The following is a 23,071-nucleotide window of genomic DNA, read 5'->3' as shown; positions in this document are numbered from 1 at the left end:
GTTTTACACAGTTGACCTTAATTATTGGAAAACTCTCTTTTGAACGAACTTTTGGTTGCATAATACACTCCCTAAAATCAACACTTCAGATTCAATTCCGTAAAGCCTATTATTTGTTTAGTAATTCTTATGAGAGCATGGAAAAGTAAGCAATTACAAATTGCGATAAAACAAAAAAGGCCCCGACAAGTCGGGGCCTTTTTCTAATCTCCTAGTTTGCAACTTTAATCTTAAGCCATGGCTTCTTCCTCGGCATAATCCGAAACAGGAATACAACTACACATTAGATTTCTATCACCGTACGCAGAATCAATTCTACCCACCGTTGGCCAAAATTTCGATTGCCTTACATATGGTGCAGGATATACTGCCTTTTCTCTTCCGTATGGTTTATCCCAATTCTCTGATAATGCCAAACCTGCCGTATGAGGTGCGTTCGTCAAAACATTATTCCCAACTTCTGCTTCTCCGTTAGCGATTTCAGCGATTTCTGCTCGAATGCTCAACATAGCATCACAAAAACGATCTAATTCCGCTTGTGATTCAGATTCAGTTGGCTCAATCATAACTGTACCTGCTACTGGGAAAGAAACTGTTGGTGCGTGGAATCCATAATCCATCAATCGCTTAGCGATATCTTCGACTTCAACCCCCACCGATTTAAACTCTCTGCAATCAACAATCATTTCATGTGCGCATCTTCCTTTTGATCCTGTATAAAGGATTGGGAATTCTTGCTCTAATCTTGCTTTGATATAGTTTGCATTAAGAATGGCAATTTTCGTTGCGTTAGTCAATCCTTCAGGGCCCATCAACGCGATATAGGCATAAGAGATTGTCAAAATACTTGCGCTTCCCCATGCTGCACCAGAAATGGCTGTAATCGCTTGATCTCCTCCTGCTTTCACTACTGGACTACCAGGTAAGAATGGTGCTAAATGTGCTCCAACTCCGATAGGTCCCATGCCGGGGCCTCCACCACCATGTGGAATACAGAATGTCTTATGCAGGTTTAGGTGACATACATCGGCTCCTATCAAACCTGGACTCGTCAGACCTACTTGCGCGTTCATGTTGGCTCCATCCATATAGACTTGACCACCATGTTCATGGATTAAGGCGCAAATATCTATTATACCTTCTTCAAATACGCCGTGTGTTGAAGGATAAGTAACCATTAGCGCTGCTAAGTTCTCGCTATGTTCTTCCGCTTTTGCTTTAAGATCGTCAAGGTCAATATTACCTCTCTCATCACATTTCACTAAAACAACTTTCATCCCTGCCATTACTGCAGAAGCGGGGTTAGTTCCGTGTGCTGAAGTAGGAATAATAGCTACATCCCTATGGTGATCTCCACGACTTTGGTGATAAGCTCTGATCACCATTAAACCTGCATATTCTCCTTGAGCGCCAGAATTCGGCTGTAAAGAAACATCGGCGAAACCAGTGATTTCGGACAACCACGTAACTAATTCTTTGAACATCTGCTGATAGCCTCCTGTCTGATCGGCAGGAGCAAATGGATGAATATTTCCAAACTCAGGCCATGTAACCGGAACCATTTCAGCGGTAGCATTCAATTTCATGGTACAAGAACCGAGAGAAATCATTGAATGAACTAATGATAAGTCTTTGTTCTCTAATCGCTTAATGTATCTGAGCATTTCGTGCTCTGAGTGATATTGGTTGAATACAGGATGAGTTAAAAAGTCCGAAGTTCTTTTCAAAGTCTCTGGAAAATCTATTTCCACTGCTTTGGCAAGTGTCTCAAGGTCTAAGTTCTGGCTATTTCCAGTCGCTTCTGCAAACACATCTAGAACAGTTTGTAAATCGGCTAATCCCGTTGTTTCATCCACCGAAATACCTACATCTCCGTTTTCGAAGTACCTGAAGTTTATCTCTTTTGATTCAGCAATGCTTCTGATCTGATCAGAGTGATCTGTTTTCACCCGTATCGTATCGAAGAAAACATCATTGAGTTGTTCTACGCCCAAACTAGTTAAAGCATTAGCTAGTAATTTTGCAGAACCATGTATTTTTTGAGCTATGGCTGTAAGTCCTTTTGGGCCATGATATACACCATACATTCCAGCCATAACACCCAATAAAACTTGAGCTGTACAAATATTTGAAGTGGCTTTTTCTCTTCTAATGTGCTGTTCGCGGGTTTGAAGTGCCATTCTGTAAGCCTTGTTTCCATGGCTATCAACAGAAACACCTATGATTCTACCTGGAATTTGTCTTTTGTATGCTTCTTGTGTTGCAAAATACGCGGCATGAGGTCCACCAAATCCCATTGGCACGCCAAAACGCTGAGTAGTCCCTACAACGGCATCGGCGCCCATTTCACCTGGAGGTGTTAATAGGGTCAGAGACATTAAGTCAGCCGCGGCTACAACAAAAACATTTTGCTCTTTCGCTGCTGCCGTAAATGCAGTTAAATCTTTTACATTACCATCTCCACCAGGATACTGATAGAGTACACCGTATAAATTCTGATCCGTCAAATCAACCTTATCGATTTCTCCTATTTCTAATTCAATCCCTACGGGAATGGCTCTTGTTTTCAATACGTCGAGCGTCTGTGGGAAGGTGTTTTGATCAACGAAAAACTTGTTCGCTTTTTTCTTATCTTTTTTTCTAAGGCCAGCAAACATAGTCATTGCTTCAGCAGCAGCTGTTGATTCGTCTAAGAGCGAAGCGTTAGCAATTGGCATACCGGTTAAATCGATTACCAATGTTTGGAAGTTTATTAAAGCCTCAAGTCTGCCTTGTGCAATTTCTGCCTGGTAAGGCGTGTAGGCTGTATACCATCCTGGATTCTCAAGAATATTTCTTTGGATAACGCCAGGTACAACTGTGCCATAGTATCCCATTCCGATGTAAGACTTAAAGAGCTTATTTTTCGAAGCGGTCTTTTTTAAGTCATTTAAGAATTGAAATTCAGACTTTGCGGCAGGCAGGTTCATTGCCCCACTCATTCTAATGTTTTCAGGAACAGTTTGGTCTATTAAAGTATCTAAGCTATCGGCACCGATAACTTTCAACATAGATTCAATTTCTGATGCTTGAGGGCTATTATGACGATCCTCAAATTTAGGGGCTTGTGTTATATCAATTTTTGTCATTTCCGAATTTCATTGATTGTTATTTCCTCTTCCAAAAGTTGCACAAATGTAAGAGACAAAGGGTTGATTTCCTTACATATCCGATCAAAAAAGCCATCCGTCTAAATAAGATTTTCGTGGGCTTTTAAAATATTGATTAGCTTTAGGCACTTAAAAAACTGTGATAACAAATTGTTTATAAAATGAGGAAATTAAAGGTATCCTTTTTAGGATTAATGGCACTCGGTTTTAGTGTAGCTGCACAAGATGCATCTATTAAGTACGCTAAAACGATTACGCCAGAGCAAATGAGAGAAAAGCTTACAGTACTTGCTTCGGACGAATTCGAAGGTAGAGAAACTGGTACTGAGGGACAGAAGAAAGCTTCCGCTTTTCTAGAAAACTTCTACAAAGAAATTGGTCTTCAAGGACCTGCTGATGGTACTTATCGTCAAAAATTCAGCATGTACCAGTCTGATTGGACTGATGTGTACATCAAAGGAAAAGGCGGAAAGAAAAAGAACGGTGTTGACTTCATCTTTGCCGGAAGTGCTAATATGGCTAAGGAAATGAAATTACCTACCATGTTTATTGGAAACGGTTCAGACATAGCAAATATGGACGTAACTGGTAAAGGTGTAATGATTGCGGGTGCTTCAAGAGAAACGCTCGGTAAACTGAGAGAATCAGGTGCCAAAGCAATATTTATCATGAGCGGCAATGATGAGCAGTTTATGCAAACTATGCCAAGGCAAGCAAGATTCAGACTTAAAGGTCGTCTAAGATTTAACAAAGAGCTGACTGGCAACGAAAGCATCATCTTTTACATTACTAAGAAGATGGGGTCTGAATTGTTGAATACTTCTGTGGAAAAATTAGACGCAAACATGGATTCTCCGGCTAGTATCAAGGAGAGAAATGTTCGTTTTCAGGTAAAAGAAAAAGTAGCTGAGCTTAAAACAGAAAATATGGTTGCTTTCCTTGAAGGTACAGACTTGAAGGACGAGGTATTGGTTATTTCTTCTCACTATGACCACATCGGCCAGAATGAGGATGGTACAGTTATTAACAACGGTGCTGATGATGATGGATCAGGTACTACTGGTGTTATGGAAATTGCCGAAGCATTTGCTCAAGCGGCTAACGAAGGAAACAGACCAAGGAGAAGTATCCTTTTCTTAAATGTTACAGGTGAAGAAAAAGGTCTTTTAGGATCGGCATACTATGCTGACAACCCTCTTTTCCCAATCGAAAACACTGTAAACAACCTTAACATTGACATGATCGGTCGTGTAGATCCTGATCATGAGAGTGATAGAGATTATGTTTACGCTATAGGTTCAGAAAAGCTTTCAAGCCATTTGAAGATCATTTCTGAGTATGCTAATATTACATATACTGGTTTGAATTTAGATTATCGTTACGACGACCCTAAAGACACTAACCGTTTCTACTACAGATCAGATCACTATAACTTTGCTAAAAAAGGTATTCCGATCATTTTCTACTTCAATGGTGTTCATGCAGACTACCACAGGCCTTCTGATACGGTTGATAAAATTGAATTTGACGTAATGGCTAAAAGAGCTAGACTGGTTTTTCATACGGCTTGGATTCTTGCTAACAGAAATGATAGAACTCCTGTCGACAGAACTGATGACATGGACTATAACAGATAATAAGCGCTATTTACTTTTGTGAATAACATGAATTTGAGGCTACTTTATGGTAGCCTCTTTTTTTATACCTATGACAAAGACACTTCATATTTTAAACGGTGATAGCACCTTAAACATTTTTAAAGCTTCAGGAATAGAGGGAGATACTTTTGTTTGGAGAGAAGTACTGAGTAATGGGCCTGTTCATAGCAACTTTGCTAGCGAGGAATTCTGGCAACAAAGAGATCAGTTTATGTCAAAGGAATTCGACATAGCTTCTGGCAAGTATAAAGAAGCCCTGCAGCGCCCTTTTCAAACTTTGACTGATAACCTGATTGACTACAGTGAAATTACCCTATGGTTTGAATATGACCTTTTTTGTCAAATCAATATGATTGCTTTAATGCACTGGCTCAACAAGTTCTCTTATCAGGGAACCGCAACTTTGGTGTGCATAGGAAAAATAGATGATTCAGGTAAGTTGTATGGTTTGGGGGAGTTATCAGCCGACACTTATCAAGATTTTTTTAATACAAGGGTAAAACTCGGTACAAGAGAATACGATTATGCTTCAGATCTGTATGAAGTGTACTGCTCAAACGCTCCTGACGATCTTTATAATTATGTTTTGATGCCATTCGGAGAGTTGTCGTATTTACCCGCTGCTCTGGAAAGTCACTTCAGAAGATTTCCTTCTTTGCAAACTGGATTCACAGAAATTGAGGAGCAGTTTATCAACTTTATTAATGCTGGTGAAACTGATAAAATGAAGCTAATCGGTAAAATGCTAAGGTGGCAAACTCATCAAGGATTCGGGGACTTACAATACATCAATATTTTGGAAAGGATGAAGCCTGTATTCAATGATTTTGAAAAATTAGATTTACCATCGGAACCCGATTCGAGCCTCATTTCAAGAGACTATTTCTTAGGGGGTGCCAATGTTAATGAATGGCTTTGGGACATGGAAGAAGAAACGCTGATCCCAAGGGAACCAGCGTCTTAAAAATAATTCTTTAGTGGATTCTAATTGCTTGTTGAGAGGCGCACTCGTCCGTCCTCAATTCTTATATCAACTTTAGCATCACCTCCAGGTAATTCGAGTCTTGAACGTCTTTCTGATTTTTGAATGGTATCATAATCGGATGATGCAGAAATTCTACCATCGTCTTTCGTAACGTTAAATTCACCGCCACCACCTAATACAGTAAAATCAATGCTTGCATCGTCACCAACGAGTTCATAGTCTCCATTTTTAGCTAAAGTTGTTTCCACCGAAACGCTACCATCTTCAGCATCTAACTCCATTCTATCGAATGCACCATTTCTTATATCTACGTCGCCATCATCGGCTTTTACATAGATAGTTCCTCGACCCCCGTCCATTTTCAAATCGCCATCTTCTAACTCTATGTCAAAGTTATCGCCATTGCAATCCAACAATTCTACATCACCATCATCTGTTTCAATAGAAATTGCTCCATTTACACTTCGGATTACGTAATCATCGTCATCACCTTTAATCCTTAATGAACCAGTTTCAGGCATTTCAATCTCAATTTCATAATCAATTCTTCTTGATCCGATTTGAATACTGACTCCTCTACTCGTTCTTTCAGTGATGTATAAATCACCACTTTTTTCTTCAACCTCTATATCAAAGGAACTTCTTCTTGATCTTATTCCACGTACAACTTCGGTACGTTGTATATCCACATGAACATCTGAGCGCTTGGAGCCGGTAATTTTAATATTGGCATCAGATGTATTCATATGCACCGTGCCATCGGCTGCGAGCTTATAAACTCTATCTAGATTGAATTCTGAATCGTCTTGAGCTGATACTTGGCTTGTCGCCAAAATCAGTACAAAAAGGCTTGTGAATAGTAACTTGATTTTCATAATATCTTGAGTTGTTTAATTTTTGACAACAGCAAGATACATATTTGCATGGGTTCTGACCAAAAGGAAATGGTCACTTCTTTCTTCTTCCTGATTGGCCTCGCCTTCCTCCTGATCTTTTTTGACCTTTCCCAGGCTTATCAAAACTCTTTTTCTTTTCATGAAAAGCTCCTTTAAAATCAGGGTCCGCCTTTCTTCGAATATTATCTAAAGTTCTGTTAATCTCTTGTTGTTCGGCGAAAGGTGTTTTTTCAATCGCCACGCCTTCAGGTATCGGTTGTTTAAGAATTTCTTCTTTAATCAGTGCTTCAATTTTCGGCACATGGTGCATTTCTAGCTCATTTGCGAAAGTAATTGCAACTCCTTCTTGTTCTGCTCTTCCTGTTCTCCCTATTCTATGCACATAGTCTTCGTAAATAATGGGCAGATCAAAGTTAACCACATGACTGACCATGGATACATCCATACCGCGCGCAGTGACATCAGTTGAAACTAAAACACGCACATGACCTTCCTTGAACTCATCCATTGCGTTTATTCGAGAGTTCTGTCCTTTATTGGCATGAATTACTCGAATTAGTCCAAAAGACTTTCGGCTTAAAAAATGAGCTATGTTATCGGCCACCGTTTTAGTTTTTACAAAAACGATCACTCGCTCAAAAGTACTATCTGAAAGAAAGTGACTTAATAGATTTAGCTTAGTTCTGAAGTTTGGTACTTCATAAAGCACCTGATCAATTGTTTCGGCAACAGTAGCTTGTGGTGCTACTTCAATTCTTTCTGGGTACTCTAAAAACTCTTCCGTCAGCTTCACCACTTTATCGTGCATGGTTGCGGAAAACAGCATATTCTGACGTTTGGTGGGGATCAGCTCTAAAATATTTCTGATCTGCGGCATAAAGCCCATATCCATCATCTTGTCGGCCTCATCCAAAATTAGAGTTTTAATACTTCGAGGATAAATTGCTCCCTTCTTATATAAGTCTAAAAACCTTCCAGGTGTACTGATTAGGATATCGCAACCTTGCTCTAAACTTTCTAGTTGTTGTTTTGGTCCCAAACCACCATAAAGTGTAACTATTCTTAAATCGGTGTATTTGGCCAATGATGTGAAATGCGCAGAAATTTGTATCACTAACTCGCGAGTTGGCGCCAGTATTAATGCTCTTGGAGAGTCTCCTTGGGCATATTTTACCTTCATGATAAGTGGAGTAGCGAAGGCTAGCGTTTTACCGGTCCCTGTTTGGGCAATTCCTAAAAGGTCATGGCCGGCAAGCGCAACAGGTATGGCTTTTTGCTGAATTTCCGTAGGTTTAGAAAAGCCTAAGTCACCGATTGCATTCAAAATCTGCCGATTTAATTTAAGATCATTAAAATTTTGAATTTCTACTCCCATTTTAAGTTGATTCGTGCTTGCTTTACAGCGCAATTACGCGAAACAGTCTGCAAAATAAAATCATTATGTCATCCATCCTGATACTCAACGGAACCCTAGTCAACGAAAACCAGATTTTCGAAGCTGATATTTACATAGAAAACAACCTAATTCATACTATAGGTAAAGATTTACAGCATAAGAAAGCCGATAAAGTAATTGATGCTACTGGAAAAATGATCATACCTGGGTTGATTGATGACCAGGTTCATTTTAGACAGCCTGGGTTAACGCATAAAGCAGAAATTTATACTGAATCTAGGGCCGCTGTAGCTGGTGGTATCACTTCTTTCATGGAAATGCCAAACACGGTTCCAAATACTTTGACTCAAGAATTACTTCAGGATAAATATGACATTGCTGCAAAAAATAGCATAGCGAATTACAGTTTCTTTATGGGAGCTTCAAATGATAATTTAGATGAGGTATTAAAGACTGATCCACGAAATGTATGTGGCGTTAAGGTGTTCATGGGCTCATCTACTGGCAATATGCTCGTTGATAACCAAAAAACACTTGAAGGCATTTTTGCTAATTCCCCTACCTTAATTGCTACTCATTGTGAGTCTGAAGAAGTGATTCAAAGAAATATTCTGAAGGCAAAAGCGCAGTATGGGGAAGATGTACCTATTGCCATGCATCCTATCATTAGAGACGAAGAAGCTTGCTATGCGTCTTCTTCTTTTGCAGTAGACTTAGCCCGAAAAAATGGAGCTAGACTACATATTCTTCATATATCTACCGCCAAGGAACTCGCGTTATTCGATAATCATATTCCTTTAAAAGAGAAGAAAATCACTGCTGAAGCATGCGTACATCATTTATGGTTTTCAGATGAAGACTATGCTGAGAAAGGGACTTTTATAAAGTGGAATCCTGCTGTTAAAAAGTCTACTGATCGAGATGCCATACTTCAAGCGGTAATAGAAAACAAGATTGATGTGATCGCAACAGACCATGCACCGCATACTTTGGAAGAAAAACAAAACTCCTATTTCTCTGCTCCTTCAGGAGGCCCCTTAGTTCAGCATTGCTTGCCTGCACTATTAGACCTTCACCACCAAGGGAAAATTACGCTAGAAAAAATAGTTGAAAAAACATCTCATGCCGTAGCAGATTTATTCGATATTGAAAAAAGAGGTTACTTAAAAGAAGGCTTCTTTGCCGATATAGCGATTTTTGACATGAATTCTGAGTATGCAGTAAATAAGGAAAACCTTCTCTATAAGTGTCAATGGTCACCTTTTGAAGGACATACTTTTAAATCGACTGTTAGCCATACCATTGTAAATGGGAAATTGGTCTATGATAAAGGAATCGTTCAAGAAGTGGGAACTGGAAGTCGACTTCAGTTTGATAGATAAAATTTAGTATTTACTCTTTTGCAATTTAAATGTGATCATTTACTTTTGCACACCCTTACAGAGCTGTAAGGAATATGGTGGTTGTAGCTCAGTTGGTTAGAGCATCGGTTTGTGGTACCGAGGGTCGTGGGTTCGAGCCCCATCTTCCACCCATTTTAAAAAGAGTTTCTTAAAAGGAAACTCTTTTTTTTATACCCTCACCACCAATCAATATTTTTTTAGCCCATTATTATCCCTTGAATAATAAATTTAATTGGCCAGTTAGAGAGAAAGAATAATAGTTACCCATTAAATCAATGATCCATTTATAAATATTCATATACGCTTGATGTCTTTCAACAACTACAGCCCATCATAAATAGTGTAAAAGGTAGAAGGGCTTTCCCGACATTTAACTAATTTCATAACACTCCTCGGAGAAGTAAATTTATAATAGAAGGAAATTAAAATGCTTTGGAATTGAAAAACAATAAATTCGATGACAAAAACACACAGCCTACTTTAAATAAACTACAACCCGATTACACAAAACACTTAAATGGTAACTTGGCCGATAACCTTTGCAAGCTGGTAGACGCTGAGTTTTATGCTGAAGAATTCGAATTTGTTTTCCAACTTTTGGAGGCAAAACTGAGGTCAACTGATTCTATTGCACTTAAGTCAGACTTAGAAAGGGTACGTCTAAATTGCAAAGAAAGATGGCATGATCTAGTCGAACATGCCCATTCAATCGATAAAGGGCAGATAAAGTCTGCTGCAAGCCATCAAGTTACTGCGCTAATAGAAGTAATAGAAGAGTCTTAATCAGTCCACAAAATAGAATCTCTTTATGCGATTCGTTAAGTGATTAGTCAAATTATTTTATCTTAGAGTAATGGATCTGGATCAACATCCTGGAAAAAAAATTAAGTGGATTATTGAGCATTTTGAAAATGGCAATACGGCTGCTTTCGCACGTAAGGTTTCCTTAAAAGCCCCTACCGTTGATGCATACTTACGGGAAAACACTAAACCGGGATACGATGCGATTCAAGGGATTCTTAGAGCTTATCCTGAAATCAATATCCATTGGTTTATTCTAAATCAAGGACCAATTAAAAGGGAACTGAGCGATACAGAGTTAGATGCGCTAGAAGAAAATCACAGACTTAGAACTGGGATTCAAGAATTATATGAATTGTATGTAGAGGGAAATAAAGAAGCTTAGTCTCTTCTTATTCTTTCTAGAATTTCGTTGGCTACAGAGGCCCTATCTAACTTTAAGCTTTCTTCAAGGACACGCTCTCTTCTTCGATTGAAACTCACTTGTACTGTGTAAACTAATAACAAGATCAATAGTAAAGCAACTACGCCAAATGGCCAATAACGCTTAAGCAAAGCTAAACGCTCGGCTTTCAATTGTCGACCGGCAAGAATACCATCTATCTTGGTATTAAAAGCTTGGAGTGTTGGCGTATTATTTTTTTGACTACTCTGAACTTTCATCCAATCTTTTATATGACCACTATATAGGTTGCCATAAAAGGAAGCTTTTTGTAGATCAGACTTCAGGTAAGCCTTTTGAAGCCAATCATAAACTACGAATAAATCGGGATAACTATCGACTTTGTCAAAAGTAGATAGTGCTACCTCCCATTTACCTATGGCTTGTTCTAAATCACCTTTTTTATAGTATAATTCCCCTTGACCTAATAAGGTTCTGAATTGTGATGACTCACTTGAATGAGCTTGTTTCTTTTCTAGCGCCTGAGCAAAATACTTCTCGGATTTCTCGAAATCACTTTGAGCCAAATAAGTATCAGCCAGATTGTGCATCGCGATTGCTTGAATATATTCATCAACGCCTTCACCAAATGCTGCTATAGAGAAAAACTCTGCGGCGGCATTATACTCTTTATTTTCCTTTTTAATGATGCCTAGTTCGTTGACAACTTTGGCCAAAAGGATGGTGTCTTTTTCAAACTCTGAGTCGTCCCAAAGCTTGAGTAAAATATCTCCTGCTTCTAGGTATCTACCATCTTCCTTCAGCTCTTTGGCTTGATTATATAAGATCCCTACAGAAACATCAAGTTCACCATATTCTTCTGCGATTTCCGGAAAATTCTCTACGTAATTAGTAGCAGCTTCGTTAGAAAGGCGATAAAGGTCTGCTGAACCTCCATGGTCGCCATAGATTGATTTAATCTCAGCTAGATTGCTTAGAATAAGCATACTGTTATAGAAATCAACCGTATCGGCTATTTCTAAATATTCGAGGGCATCGGAGAAGTTAATGTATGCGGATTCGAAATCACTTTCTTGCATACCAATATCGCCCATAACACTTTTGGCCAATATCATGCCATAGCTATCTCCATTTTTGCCTGCAAGCTTAAAAGCTTCATGCGTTAAATCGATAGCTTTTTCTGGGTCTTCGCCCATTAATTCAAGCGCATCATTAAGCAGTTCATCAGCGCTATTTTGCTGACCAACAACAAAAAGTTGTGTGCAAAAAATAAGGATCAGTATGTAAACTGCTTTCAACATCTATAAACAACTGTTTTTCAAATCGTTATTGACCTTGAAAGTAAGAAAAAAAGGTGAAATGCTTAATACATTTCTCCTTTTTTGATACCTATATATTATTAGAATTAGCCTCTTACACGAGTGACTTTTCTTTTCGCATCTTTCTTAGACGTAGTTTCTGACACAGGCTCCGTAGAACTCTTATCGTCATTTAAGTTTATTTCAGGTGTTACTGGATCAGGAATTGTATCCTCCGAGTTATCTGCACATCCGAAAGTTAGAACTGAAAGGGCGAATAATAATAACATTGTCTTTTTCATAATAGTCGATTTTTTTTTGATTGAGGGGAACAATATATTGAATCCACTTTACTGATCGGCTACAATTATTGGGAAAGTCCTGATATTAAAAGGATATGCGAATTATGAAAGAAAATACTGAGAGTGTCCTATTCGACAACTTAAATTAAAAATGAGTATTCTGCAATTTGTACAAATTGCTCTATTACCAAGTCTAAAACGCTCTTGCTCAAGAATTAGGCTAAAAGTGATAAAATCTCGGCCAAATCGTGATGGATTTTTGTGTCTTTATAAGCTTTAAAGGCATCGCCAAAAAGATCCTGATCATATGCTGTATTCACTAAATGAATTGCACCACCCGATTTATCGATTGGCTCAATATTCTTGAAGCTTACTTTAGATAAATCTGGAGAACAGCCTTCAATTAAAATAATATCAACTTTAAGATTAGCCAAAGAGAAATGTGCATACTCACCAAATGTACCTATATGCAAAAGGTCAATTGTCATTTGGTCCACTTGAATAGAATCAAAGCGTTCAGGACATAGGAAAAGCTTTGTGCTAAAGGAGTTCTTGCTTGGATCTCCGTTATTCCACAAGTTACACTCCTTGATGTTATTGCCACACCCCAAATGAATGAGTTCATAAATAGGGTTGTCAGTTATTTCAATTTTATTGATGTCATTATCTCCTATTCTAAGGGAGTTTAGTTCAGTAGAATTTTTGACTATAATGCTTGAAATATCTGATTTATTAATGGCTAAACTATGGAGTTGGCATGACTCAAATTTTAGCGATTCTAATTTAGAAGATTGAATCTCTAAGTCTCCAGAAAACCGACAATTAATAAAGGTCAAGTTCTCAAGTTTGCAAGATTCGAGTGTTAAATCGTATGGAAGATGTACATCTGATATGACGACAGACTCATGTAATTTGAATGAAAATGAATTAATCCTGAACTCTAGGTCCTCGCCTTTTATGACTTTTAGGAATTGCTTTCGGTTGAGTCTTCTCATGAGCCTGATTTTGAGACAAATAGAGACTACAATTATCACACCCAATTATTGCTTCTCTATTCTGATGCATGTTAGAACTACGTGGGTTTTTATACAATACCCACTTTTGGGTATATTCTTAGTTATTGAGAAAAAATGATGGAAATCGGATCAATTAAATGACTATCTTAAGTTATGCTTAGTCGCAAGAAAACGTTTTATTCACTTTCGATTATCGAACAGGCTAAGGAGCTATACTTGGAAGGTACTTTTGTGGTATCCATAAGATACTATGGCTATAAAGTGAACTTATACTTATATGAGAACGAATACATTGAAGTATTCTACAACCATAAACTGGATTTAGTCGAGAAAATTCAGCCAATGGATTTCAGCCATAGTCGAATGAAGTTTTATGAGGATCAGATTAGTATTAAATCAGTCGCCCAATGAGGCTAAAAGTTCTTTATGAATCTTAAGAACTTGAGGTATAGCTAGTAGATCGCCATCGTTTCTTATCTCGTAATCTGACAATTTCTTTCTATTGGAATCGGTCGTTTGTTTTTCCATGATTTGTTCCACCTGTTCTTTAGACCTTTGCATATCTCTCAATAATACGCGGTCCATTCTTACATTCTTTGGTGCAAGAACACAGATAGTTTTATCTAATGCTTTGTAGGAACCAATTTCATATAAAAGCGCTGCTTCTTTTAGTAAGTAAGGTTGATCGGCATTTAGAGCTACCCATTGCTTAAAATCTTCTGCGACCGCTGGATGGACAAACGAATTGAGCTTTTGAAGTTTTTCAGCATCAGAAAACACGCTTTTTGCTAGGTACTCTCTGTTCAAAACGCCATGCTTTGAATAACTCTCTCTGCCAAATTCATTCTTTATTTGCTCTATGAGTCGTTTATCTGAAGTCATCAGGACTTTACCACGATCATCGGCATAATAAACTGGAACGCCCAATATTTGAAACACCTTGCAGATGGTGCTTTTGCCAGAACCAATTCCTCCTGTTACACCAACTAACAAGGGCTTACTCATTATTCTGCCCTTTTACTTGTTGTATGGCAAGCCTGAGCTCTTCGATATAGGCTTGATTTGTAATAGCCTGAATGGCAATTGACGAATCGCTGGGGTTCATTGATTGATAGTTTGCCACTAAACGTATACCTAAGGTATCTGCTACATCGAATTTTGTTTCTTCTATTCTGTACCTAACTTTTATAACCGAAGGGTCGACACTCCATATTGAATCAGGGAAATTTATTAATTCCACATTCAAATCTACTTCAACATCCATCATTCTCACAACCTCAAAACTTATCTCAACACTTTCAGTATTAGAATTAAAAAACTCTGGTAGATCTGGAATATTTACGGTCTCATTCACGTCTTCATCTATATTTTCAATACCTGCATTTACATATATCAATCTATCCCGAGCATTGATCAATTTCTCAGGTCCGGTCCAGATGATGGTTTTAGGATTGATTGAAATAGGAGAAACTATTCTGTAGTCAGGGTCTAAACTGATTGATTCGGGGTCTAAGGCGAGTTCAAATACTCTAGCGGCTCTTTTCTGAATATCGAAAGTGAGTGAATCTTCCAAAATATAGTTGACAATAACGGGATCTAAACCGGGAGTAAGTTGCCCTCTTAATGTTGAGGTTAATATATGATTAGATGCATCTGGATCACTTAGCCGTATGCTTATGGGATTCATATTAAACCCGAAAGAACGGGTCATTAAGTCCCAGCCACCTCCTGTAACTTCTAGTGGAATCCTATCTGGTAATTCTGATGTAGCGATATAACCTTCATCATCGAAGATTATTTCTATAGGGTAATTAATTTGACTTATATAGTCTGACTTATTGAGCGCACTAAAAAACCAAAAGGTGGTAGATATGACAATGCATACAACTACCACCTTTATTCTTTCGTCTTTTCTACTCGGTGTTTGAAAAGATCTTTTTAATTTTTCAATTATGTCTTCTGCACTTCTCAATTGAATTAGGCTTTGCCTGCTTCACGTTTACTGGCCTCGAGAGAAATTGCTGACCTCTCGAATTTAATTTTCGTGCTTTTATCAACTTCTACAGTCACAGTATCGTCATCAGAAGCATACACTTTACCATGCACGCCTCCTATAGTCACTACTGAGTCTCCTTTTGTAATTTCGCTGATAAATTTCTTCTGATCCTTCTGCTTTTTTTGCTGCGGACGAATCATAAAAAAGTAAAACACTAATGCAATACCACCAAAAAGTAGCAACTGTTGCATCCAACCGTTACCCTGCGGTACTGCTTCGGCTTGTAAAAGAATCGAATATATCATTAATATAAATTATGGTTGAGGCGCAGCGTTCACTTGAACAAAACCTCTTAAGCTTAATCTTGATTGTCTTGGGCTAGTGTTAGCCACTACGGTAATAACAGGGCTCTGCTGACCAGATTTGCCTTTGCTATCGTATCTCACAACGATTTGACCAGTTCCCCCTGGAGGGATTGGCTCTTTTGTATGTTGTGGTACTGTACAACCACAAGAGGCTGAAGTACTTTGAATTTGAAGATCTTCTGTTCCGTTATTAGTGAATTTAAAAGTATAATTAACTACTTCACCTTGTTTAATAGTACCGAAGTTATAAATAGTATTGTCCCACTTAAAGGCAGCATTTGCTGTCAAGTTGGTTTCTACTGACTGCGATGCAGTAGTTGCTGGCACTGGTGTAGTAGCATTTCTAACGACTCCTCCATTTTCCAATTGATTAATTCTTCTTTCTAGATTGGCAATACGCTTTTCCATTTCAGCGTCATTACCACAACTACTAAGCATAGCCGCAAAGACAAATGCTACAAGTACTGTTAATTTAGTTTTCATAGTTTTATTTTTTTTACTCTGAATCACCTGATTTAATCTGACCAATTAGGTCATCTACATCGCTCAAAAGCTTTTCTGCCTTTTGACGCGCCTCAGAAACTACTTTCTGCCCTTCCTCTTTGGCAGAAGAAGAAATTTCCACTTTTCCGTTAATTAAATCTTCAAGTAGAACTTCTAACTGTTTCTTATACTTATCTAATTGATAAGTCAACTTATCTCTCGTATTAGACCCTTTATCTGGCGCATATAATATGCCTAAGATAGTTCCTGTTGCTGCACCTATTACAAATGCCAATAAACTGCTTGACCCTTTACTCATATCTTATTTATTATCTAATAGTCCTCGACCAGACTTTTTCATTTTTCCAGTTTCTTTCAATTCGTTCGATATTACATCTAAAATACCATTCACAAATTGCTTACTCTTAGGAGTACTGTAATTTTTTGAGAGCTCAATATACTCATTAATGGTCACCTTAACAGGGATGTTTCTAAAATTCATCATCTCGGAAATAGCCATTTTCAGTATAATTTGATCTGTATTTGCCAAACGATCAACTTCCCAGTTCTTCGTTTTAGCAGCTATCATTTTACTATACTCCTGATCGTGCTCAATAGTTGTGTCAAAAATCTTCTCGAAGAATTCTTTATCCTCTTCCCAATTGTTAGAGAAATCCGGAAGACTGAAACTCTTCGGATCAGAATCTACTTCAACATCTCTTACTGATCGTGCTACAAGGCTTCTAACAATCGCTTTGTTTTCTTTCCAATGAATATCTTTCTCTTCGAAGTAGGATAAAATAACCTCCTCTTTGAATATGATTTGCTTAATCAGATGATCAACAATCTGATGATCTTGTTCGAAACTCGGATTGGCTGTTCTTCTATATTCACTAAAGGATTCGTTCTTTTTAATGATGTCCTTAAACCATCCTTTTAAATGATCTTCTTCCCCTTCCCAAGTGATGTCTTTTTTTACAAGTCCAACTTGCACTTTAGATGATTTTCGGAAGAATTCGATCACCTTATTTTCATAAAGGTTAAAATCTCCGACAAATAGCTTTTCCGGACTGATTTTTTTCTTTTTATCCGCTTCAGCCTTGCTCAAATCAGACCAACTAACCAAAAGGCTCATCACCCAAAGAAAGCGATCGACTAATGTCTCAGCATCTAGGATCATCTCTTTTCTTAGCCCTGTGAAATCCTTTTTAGACTTAGCTAGGTATTCTTTATAAACTGTGTTTGCGGCTTTTTGTGCTTCTGCAGAAATAGTTAGTGATTCTGGCAACGGCGTGTCGTGCACCTTTTCTGCCAATACAGCTTTAGCCTGCTGACTATTGGCTTTCAGAAGATCTTTATCCTGTACCTCCATAGAATTGAGGTCTGGCTGGAAGATTTCGTCGATTTCAGCTACACCAATATGGTAATTAGCTTGTTTACATTGGCTGTAGGCAAACATTGCCTGCATCGCCTTGACTCTTAATGATCTCCTGTTGAGCATTGCAAAAAATATAAGAACTTAAAATTAACTAGTAGTGAGCAGCTTTTCCAACTGCTCACTTAATATTACATTGAAAGTTTTACTCTTCCTATGTCTTCAATACGTTTTTCTGCCAATTTCATTGCGGCATCTTGTGTCGGAATAGATTTTTCATCTGCTAGAGAAAAGATATTTTGTGTTGTATCAAAAATTTTCTCTGTCCAACTATAAGCTTGTTGCTTGTTGTAAGCCCCAGCTAATTCCGACGATATATTGATAATCCCACCTGCATTGATCACAAAATCTGGCGCATAAATAAGTCCCGATTCTAAGATCATTTGACCATGTCGTGCCTCATCGGCCAACTGATTGTTTGCAGCTCCAGCAATCACTTTAGCTTTAAGCCTTTTAAGGGTATCATCATTTACAGTAGCACCCATTGCACATGGTGCGTAGATATCTACATCAAGATCATAGATTTCATCCATACCAACAACGGTAGCACCAGAACTCTTTGAAACCTGAGCTAAACGCTCTTGGTTAATATCAGTAATAGATATTTCGGCACCTTCTTTCGCGAGATGTTCCACCAAATACATTCCAACTTGACCAACACCTTGAACAGAAACCTTTTTTCCTGAAAGGCTATCAGTACCAAATGCTTTTTTTGCCGCAGCTTTCATACCCATGTAAACACCATAAGCAGTCACCGGAGAAGGATCTCCACTACCACCCATGTCTACTGGCAATCCTGTCACATGTTTGGTCTCCATACCGATATGTTCCATATCGCTGGTCTTCATGTTCATATCTTCGGCAGTTATATATCTTCCACCAAGACTGTTTACAAACTTGCCAAACCTTCTTAAAAAAGCTTCATTTTTTAGCTTAGTTACATCGCCAATAATCACGGCTTTGCCTCCACCTAAATTCAATCCCGAAACAGCCGCTTTATACGTCATACCTCGAGATAATCTTAACACATCAATAACAGCTTCTTCCTCATTTGCATAGTTCCAAAATCGCGTTCCTCCAAGCGCGGGACCTAGTACTGTGTTATGAATACCAATTATTGCTTTAAGACCGGTTGCCTCGTCATGGCAGTATACTAACTGCTCATGTCCCATCTTAGATGCTTGTTCAAAGATGGATATGGTTCCGGATTTTTCAGTCACATCAACTTCTTCCATTACTTTCGTATTACAGTTTACTTATATTTGTCAAGCTCGGCTGAATCAGTCTGTTTGACAGTCCGCAAAACTAATTAATAAATCGACATATTCTAAAGAATAAAGTAGGCTCGGCAACCTTTAATAGCTTGCTTGTGTTAACAATAACGTGAAAGAACTCCGACACCTCAATAAGTACTTATATAAGTACAAACATCTGCTGATACTCGGATTCATATTCCTTGTCATATCCAATTATTTTGCTGTTTGGCCCGCACGTGTTGTGCGCTATGCTATAGACTACGTAACTGACAGCTTTGCACTCTATCGTTTGTTCGAAGGTGGCGACCTAGGTGCCGATTTCTTTGATCAATTGGAAAAAGGTGTGCTTGTACTTGGAGCGCTTATGATATTAATGGCACTCTTAAGGGGTTTCTTCCTTTTCCTTGTTAGGCAAACAATCATTGTTATGTCTAGAAAAATCGAATATGACTTGAAGAATGAAATCTTCGAACAGTACCAAAACCTACCACTAAGCTTTTACCGAAGGAATAATACGGGAGATTTAATGAACAGAATCTCAGAAGATGTAAGTCGGGTAAGAATGTACCTAGGGCCCGGTATTATGTATGGAATTAACTTATTAGTACTTTTTCCTTTAGTGATTTATCAAATGCTGAGGGTAAATCCTGAGCTTACCTTTTACGCGCTTCTTCCTCTTCCCGTACTTTCTATCAGTATTTATTTTGTTAATAATATCATTAACAAGCGCTCCGAAAAGATTCAAGAAAGTCTATCCGATCTTTCTACCGGGGTACAAGAGGCTTTTTCTGGGATTCGCGTAATTAAAGCTTTTGTTCGCGAAGCAGACTCTACCCAACAATTCGAAAATGCGAGTGAAACTTATAAATACCGATCGTTAAGACTGACCTTTGTCAATGCACTTTTCTTCCCGCTCATTATGGCACTTATTGGGCTGAGTGTTATTTTAACTATTTACATAGGCGGCAACAAGGTGATTAATGGTGAAATTACTTATGGCAACATTGCTGAATTTGTGATTTATGTGAATATGCTGACATGGCCAGTAACAGCGCTGGGTTGGATTACGAGTATAAACCAACGTGCAGCAGCTTCGCAAAAAAGAATCAATGAGTTCTTAAAAGAAGAGAATCATATCCAATCTACCGAAAACCTTAAGAAAGACATTTCAGGCGATCTTGTATTTGATAATGTGAGTTTCACTTATCCAGACTCAGGAATTGAAGCATTAAAAAATGTTTCTTTCAATGTTGCAGCTGGCCAATCGATCGCGATTATTGGCACTACAGGATCTGGGAAAAGCACTATCGCTAACTTGATGTTGAGACTTTATGATACTACTTCGGGTGACGTGTCTATTGACAATAACAATATCAAGAAATACGACATTCCTAATATTCGAAGCCAAATTGGCTATGTACCCCAAGACCTTTTCCTTTTTTCTGATAGTATAAAGAATAACATCGCTTTTGGTAATAGCGATATTACGGAAGACGAGGTATTCAAAGCTGCCAAGGATGCCGATTTATACGACAACATTATCGATTTCCCGAAAGGCTTTGAAACAATGCTCGGCGAGCGGGGAATTACACTTTCTGGTGGGCAAAAGCAACGTACTTCAATTGCCAGAGCAATAGTTCGCAACCCTAATATTCTAATTCTGGACGATGCACTATCTGCAGTAGATACCAATACAGAAAACACTATTCTGAATAGTCTTTCCACCCTTATGAAAGGCCGAACTACAGTGATTATTTCTCATAGAGTTTCCTCTGCAAAACTGGCTGATAAAATCATTGTTTTAGACGAAGGAAGAATTATCGAACAAGGCACAAACGAATCTCTTTTGGCTGAAAACGGGGTATACAAAGAGCTTTACGAAAAACAGCTGAAACAGGAAGAGACTAGTGAATCTTAACGCTTAACACCTTATTTAGCCGGCACGTCAATAATCAACAAATTGGCAGAAACGTATTGTTCTATTGTGAAGTCTTGAAGCCTAATGTTAAGCTCATCGGCTCTTTTATAGAGGTTATCTTCAATCTTTCCAGGGCTTGGCATCACAGAATTGTGAGCTTCAATAGAAGCGCGAACTACACGTTTAACGGGAATCGTCATGCGTTCATAGTTTGCCGGCAAATCGGCAATTCCAGCGTCTAATTTGATACCTATAAAAAGCTTTTGTTCACCATCTGCCAAAGTGGTGTCATTATAATGAACTAGGGTTAGCGTTCCGGCAATCGATCCGCTTTCGACATACTCTTTGGCTTCAAAGTATGCTTCTTCAATCGCTTTATCTTTAGCTTTACCTTTAAATGGCACGCCAATCAGGTTGTAATCAGAAACATTTTCAACTGAATATTCTACGGAGTTCAACCCCCCTAAATAGAAATACACGGCGGTAATCACTGCAATTGCCGAAAATCCAAGTATGGTTACTGTTCTCTTTTTCATTAGACAATCTCTTTGTATTGCATTTTATACAGGTTAGCATAAAACCCGTCTTGTTCAATTAATTCTTGATGGTTACCAATTTCCTTTACCTCTCCTTTGTCCATCACTATGATTTTATCGGCGCCTTGGATAGTAGAAAGCCTATGGGCAATTACGATGGCCGTTCTGCCTTTCATAAGTACCTCTATCGCACGTTGGATAAGCTCTTCTGTTTCAGTATCAACGGAAGAAGTGGCCTCATCTAGCACTATAATTTTCGGGTCATAAACCATAGCCCTTACAAAAGAAATGAGCTGACGCTGACCTACGGAAAGGGTTGACCCACGTTCCATTACATTGTAATCATAACCTCCCGGGAGCTTTTCAATCAATTTATCAACACCGACTAGTTTTGCGGCCTCTCGCATCTTTTCATCAGGAATATCTGGATTACCTAAAGTAATATTGTACTTGATGGTATCGGAAAAAAGAAAGACATCTTGCTGAACTACTCCTATATGGCTTCGAAGCGCCCCTAAATCAAACTCTTTTAGATTCCTACTATCAATATGTATTTCTCCTTTATTAATCTCATAGAATCTAGAGAGTAGGTTAATCACAGAAGACTTACCAGCCCCTGTAGCACCAACAAGTGCTATCGTTTCTCCTTCCTTTACGTCAAAAGAAATATCCTTAAGCACATAATCCTCCTCATTGTAGGCAAACCAGACATTTTTAAAAGACACTTTGCCCAATATTTCTTCAGGCTTATATGTTCCCTGATCGGCAATATGATCTTCACTGTCTAATAAATCAAAGATTCTATTTGAGCTAACAATACCCATTTGAAGCGTATTAAATCTATCGGCGATCATTCTGATAGGCCTGAAGAACATTTGTATATAAATGATAAAGGCGATAATTACACCTGGCCCAGTGTTAATGCTTACGAGTATTCCTCTAGCCCCATACCATACTGCCATTCCAATGGCCACGGCCTGAATAATTTCTGCTACAGGAAAGTAAATAGAGTAATAGAGGACAGATTTAATATGTGCCTTTTTATGTTGCTGGTTTATCTCCTTGAACTTATCCATTTCACGATCTTCGGCATTAAAAATCTGGACAATGTTCATCCCTGTTACATGTTCTTGGACAAAGGAATTAAGGTTAGAAACCGCATTTCTTACTTGATTGAAAGTGACTTTAATTTTCTCCTTGAATATATAGGTGCTGAAAATCAAAAGTGGCAGTGTCGACAAGCTAACAAGGGTAAGTCTCCAATCAGTTATAAACATTACCACCATTAAAACAACCAACTGAAGCAAATCACCAATAAGCGCGGCAATGCCTTCGCTGAAGACATTCGAAAGCGTTTCAATGTCTGAAACGTTGCGAGTCACTAGTCTACCTATTGGGGTCTTATCAAAAAATTTGAGCTTCAGTTTTAAAAGATGCTCATATAGCTTTACTCTAACATCTTTAATAATTACTTGACCTACCCAACCAGATAAATAGGTGTGTGAATATTGAACGATTGCTGAAATTATAAGGTGTGCGATCAGAATAGTGGTCATAAAGACCAATCCGTCGTAATCGCCAGCGGGCACGTAATTATCTATAGCTCTTCTGACTAATTCAGGACGGATAGGCGCCAAAAGTGCCATAGAAACCGTCAAGAAAACCAACAAATAAAATTGTTTCTTATAGGGCTCTGCAAACTGGAACAGCCTTTTTAATACCTGGAAATCAACCAGGTTACCACTTTTTACTTTTTCTTTCTCTTGTTCCAATTG

General features: G+C 38.3%; 22 protein-coding genes and 1 tRNA gene. 8 read left to right on the top strand and 15 right to left on the bottom strand.

Features of this window, described 5'->3' with window-relative positions; all coding sequences use genetic code 11:
• Positions 1-230 precede the first annotated feature (230 nt).
• The gene (gene gcvP / locus JXQ92_RS14210) at positions 231-3,128 is read right to left on the bottom strand and encodes an aminomethyl-transferring glycine dehydrogenase (protein ID WP_421987285.1); all 2,898 of its coding nucleotides are present in this window, start codon (positions 3,126-3,128) and stop codon (positions 231-233) included.
• 182 nt (positions 3,129-3,310) lie between these two features.
• Between gcvP and JXQ92_RS14205 the strand changes: the two genes are divergently transcribed.
• Together JXQ92_RS14205 and JXQ92_RS14200 are read left to right on the top strand one after the other, a co-directional pair.
• Complete coding sequence (locus tag JXQ92_RS14205) at positions 3,311-4,786, top strand: M28 family peptidase (protein WP_421987284.1); 1,476 nt, start codon at positions 3,311-3,313, stop codon at positions 4,784-4,786.
• 70 nt (positions 4,787-4,856) lie between these two features.
• The gene (locus tag JXQ92_RS14200) at positions 4,857-5,771 is read left to right on the top strand and encodes a hypothetical protein (RefSeq protein WP_421987283.1); all 915 of its coding nucleotides are present in this window, start codon (positions 4,857-4,859) and stop codon (positions 5,769-5,771) included.
• Between the two features lie 20 nt (positions 5,772-5,791).
• Here JXQ92_RS14200 and JXQ92_RS14195 read toward each other — a convergent pair whose 3' ends face one another.
• Entirely contained in the window at positions 5,792-6,667 is an 876-nt protein-coding gene (locus tag JXQ92_RS14195; protein WP_421987282.1) for a DUF4097 family beta strand repeat-containing protein, read from the bottom strand.
• 73 nt (positions 6,668-6,740) lie between these two features.
• A complete protein-coding gene (locus tag JXQ92_RS14190) occupies positions 6,741-8,012 on the bottom strand; it encodes a DEAD/DEAH box helicase (protein ID WP_421987281.1) in 1,272 nt (423 codons plus the stop codon).
• A 116-nt stretch (positions 8,013-8,128) separates the two neighbouring features.
• Between JXQ92_RS14190 and JXQ92_RS14185 the strand changes: the two genes are divergently transcribed.
• The 4 genes from JXQ92_RS14185 (at position 8,129) to JXQ92_RS14170 (ending at position 10,673) form a co-directional block, all read left to right on the top strand.
• A complete protein-coding gene (locus JXQ92_RS14185) occupies positions 8,129-9,466 on the top strand; it encodes a dihydroorotase (protein WP_421987280.1) in 1,338 nt (445 codons plus the stop codon).
• 76 nt (positions 9,467-9,542) lie between these two features.
• Positions 9,543-9,618, top strand: a tRNA-His gene (locus tag JXQ92_RS14180).
• A gap of 307 nt (positions 9,619-9,925) precedes the next feature.
• Positions 9,926-10,270, top strand: a complete 345-nt coding sequence (locus tag JXQ92_RS14175) for a hypothetical protein (protein WP_421987279.1) — start codon at positions 9,926-9,928, stop codon at positions 10,268-10,270.
• A gap of 70 nt (positions 10,271-10,340) precedes the next feature.
• Entirely contained in the window at positions 10,341-10,673 is a 333-nt protein-coding gene (locus tag JXQ92_RS14170) for a hypothetical protein (RefSeq protein WP_069833627.1), read from the top strand.
• Here the strand turns inward: JXQ92_RS14170 and JXQ92_RS14165 are convergent.
• The 3 genes from JXQ92_RS14165 to JXQ92_RS14155 form a co-directional block, all read right to left on the bottom strand.
• Positions 10,670-11,992, bottom strand: a complete 1,323-nt coding sequence (locus tag JXQ92_RS14165; protein WP_421987278.1) for a tetratricopeptide repeat protein — start codon at positions 11,990-11,992, stop codon at positions 10,670-10,672. The two genes, JXQ92_RS14170 and JXQ92_RS14165, sit on opposite strands and share 4 nt — an antisense overlap.
• Positions 11,993-12,096: 104 nt before the next feature.
• Positions 12,097-12,291: a hypothetical protein gene (locus JXQ92_RS14160; RefSeq protein ID WP_421987277.1), complete on the bottom strand. Its 195-nt coding sequence runs from the start codon at positions 12,289-12,291 to the stop codon at positions 12,097-12,099.
• Positions 12,292-12,506: 215 nt separating this feature from the next.
• Positions 12,507-13,286, bottom strand: a complete 780-nt coding sequence (locus JXQ92_RS14155) for a hypothetical protein (protein WP_421987276.1) — start codon at positions 13,284-13,286, stop codon at positions 12,507-12,509.
• 174 nt (positions 13,287-13,460) lie between these two features.
• Here JXQ92_RS14155 and JXQ92_RS14150 point away from each other — a divergent pair, with 174 nt between their 5' ends.
• On the top strand, positions 13,461-13,718 hold the full coding sequence (locus JXQ92_RS14150) for a hypothetical protein (RefSeq protein WP_421987275.1): 258 nt from the start codon (positions 13,461-13,463) through the stop codon (positions 13,716-13,718).
• Here the strand turns inward: JXQ92_RS14150 and coaE are convergent.
• The 7 genes from coaE to JXQ92_RS14115 all read right to left on the bottom strand — a co-directional run bounded on the left by coaE (position 13,704) and on the right by JXQ92_RS14115 (position 18,821).
• The gene (gene coaE, locus JXQ92_RS14145; RefSeq protein ID WP_421987274.1) at positions 13,704-14,312 is read right to left on the bottom strand and encodes a dephospho-CoA kinase; all 609 of its coding nucleotides are present in this window, start codon (positions 14,310-14,312) and stop codon (positions 13,704-13,706) included. The two genes, JXQ92_RS14150 and coaE, sit on opposite strands and share 15 nt — an antisense overlap.
• The gene (locus JXQ92_RS14140) at positions 14,305-15,279 is read right to left on the bottom strand and encodes a hypothetical protein (protein ID WP_421987273.1); all 975 of its coding nucleotides are present in this window, start codon (positions 15,277-15,279) and stop codon (positions 14,305-14,307) included. Before JXQ92_RS14140 ends, coaE begins: the two co-directional genes overlap by 8 nt.
• Positions 15,280-15,284: 5 nt before the next feature.
• Complete coding sequence (yajC, locus tag JXQ92_RS14135) at positions 15,285-15,608, bottom strand: preprotein translocase subunit YajC (protein WP_421987272.1); 324 nt, start codon at positions 15,606-15,608, stop codon at positions 15,285-15,287.
• Between the two features lie 9 nt (positions 15,609-15,617).
• A complete protein-coding gene (locus tag JXQ92_RS14130; protein WP_421987271.1) occupies positions 15,618-16,151 on the bottom strand; it encodes a DUF1573 domain-containing protein in 534 nt (177 codons plus the stop codon).
• A gap of 13 nt (positions 16,152-16,164) precedes the next feature.
• On the bottom strand, positions 16,165-16,470 hold the full coding sequence (locus JXQ92_RS14125) for a YtxH domain-containing protein (RefSeq protein ID WP_421987270.1): 306 nt from the start codon (positions 16,468-16,470) through the stop codon (positions 16,165-16,167).
• A gap of 3 nt (positions 16,471-16,473) precedes the next feature.
• Entirely contained in the window at positions 16,474-17,652 is a 1,179-nt protein-coding gene (gene nusB / locus JXQ92_RS14120; protein ID WP_421987269.1) for a transcription antitermination factor NusB, read from the bottom strand.
• 65 nt (positions 17,653-17,717) lie between these two features.
• On the bottom strand, positions 17,718-18,821 hold the full coding sequence (locus JXQ92_RS14115; protein WP_421987268.1) for a Glu/Leu/Phe/Val dehydrogenase dimerization domain-containing protein: 1,104 nt from the start codon (positions 18,819-18,821) through the stop codon (positions 17,718-17,720).
• Positions 18,822-18,969: 148 nt separating this feature from the next.
• Here JXQ92_RS14115 and JXQ92_RS14110 point away from each other — a divergent pair, with 148 nt between their 5' ends.
• On the top strand, positions 18,970-20,760 hold the full coding sequence (locus tag JXQ92_RS14110) for an ABC transporter ATP-binding protein (protein ID WP_421987267.1): 1,791 nt from the start codon (positions 18,970-18,972) through the stop codon (positions 20,758-20,760).
• Positions 20,761-20,771: 11 nt separating this feature from the next.
• Here the strand turns inward: JXQ92_RS14110 and JXQ92_RS14105 are convergent, their stop codons facing one another.
• Together JXQ92_RS14105 and JXQ92_RS14100 are read right to left on the bottom strand one after the other, a co-directional pair.
• Complete coding sequence (locus tag JXQ92_RS14105) at positions 20,772-21,296, bottom strand: hypothetical protein (RefSeq protein WP_421987266.1); 525 nt, start codon at positions 21,294-21,296, stop codon at positions 20,772-20,774.
• Positions 21,296-23,068, bottom strand: coding sequence for an ABC transporter ATP-binding protein (locus tag JXQ92_RS14100; protein WP_421987265.1), 1,773 nt, complete (start codon positions 23,066-23,068; stop codon positions 21,296-21,298). Before JXQ92_RS14100 ends, JXQ92_RS14105 begins: the two co-directional genes overlap by 1 nt.
• Between the last annotated feature and the right edge of the window lie 3 nt (positions 23,069-23,071).

Origin of the sequence: Roseivirga sp. (genome assembly GCF_049099775.1) — a bacterium.
Lineage (GTDB): Bacteria > Bacteroidota > Bacteroidia > Cytophagales > Cyclobacteriaceae > Roseivirga.
Note: the sequence above shows the minus strand (reverse complement) of the source record. Positions and strands in the feature narration are given on the sequence as shown.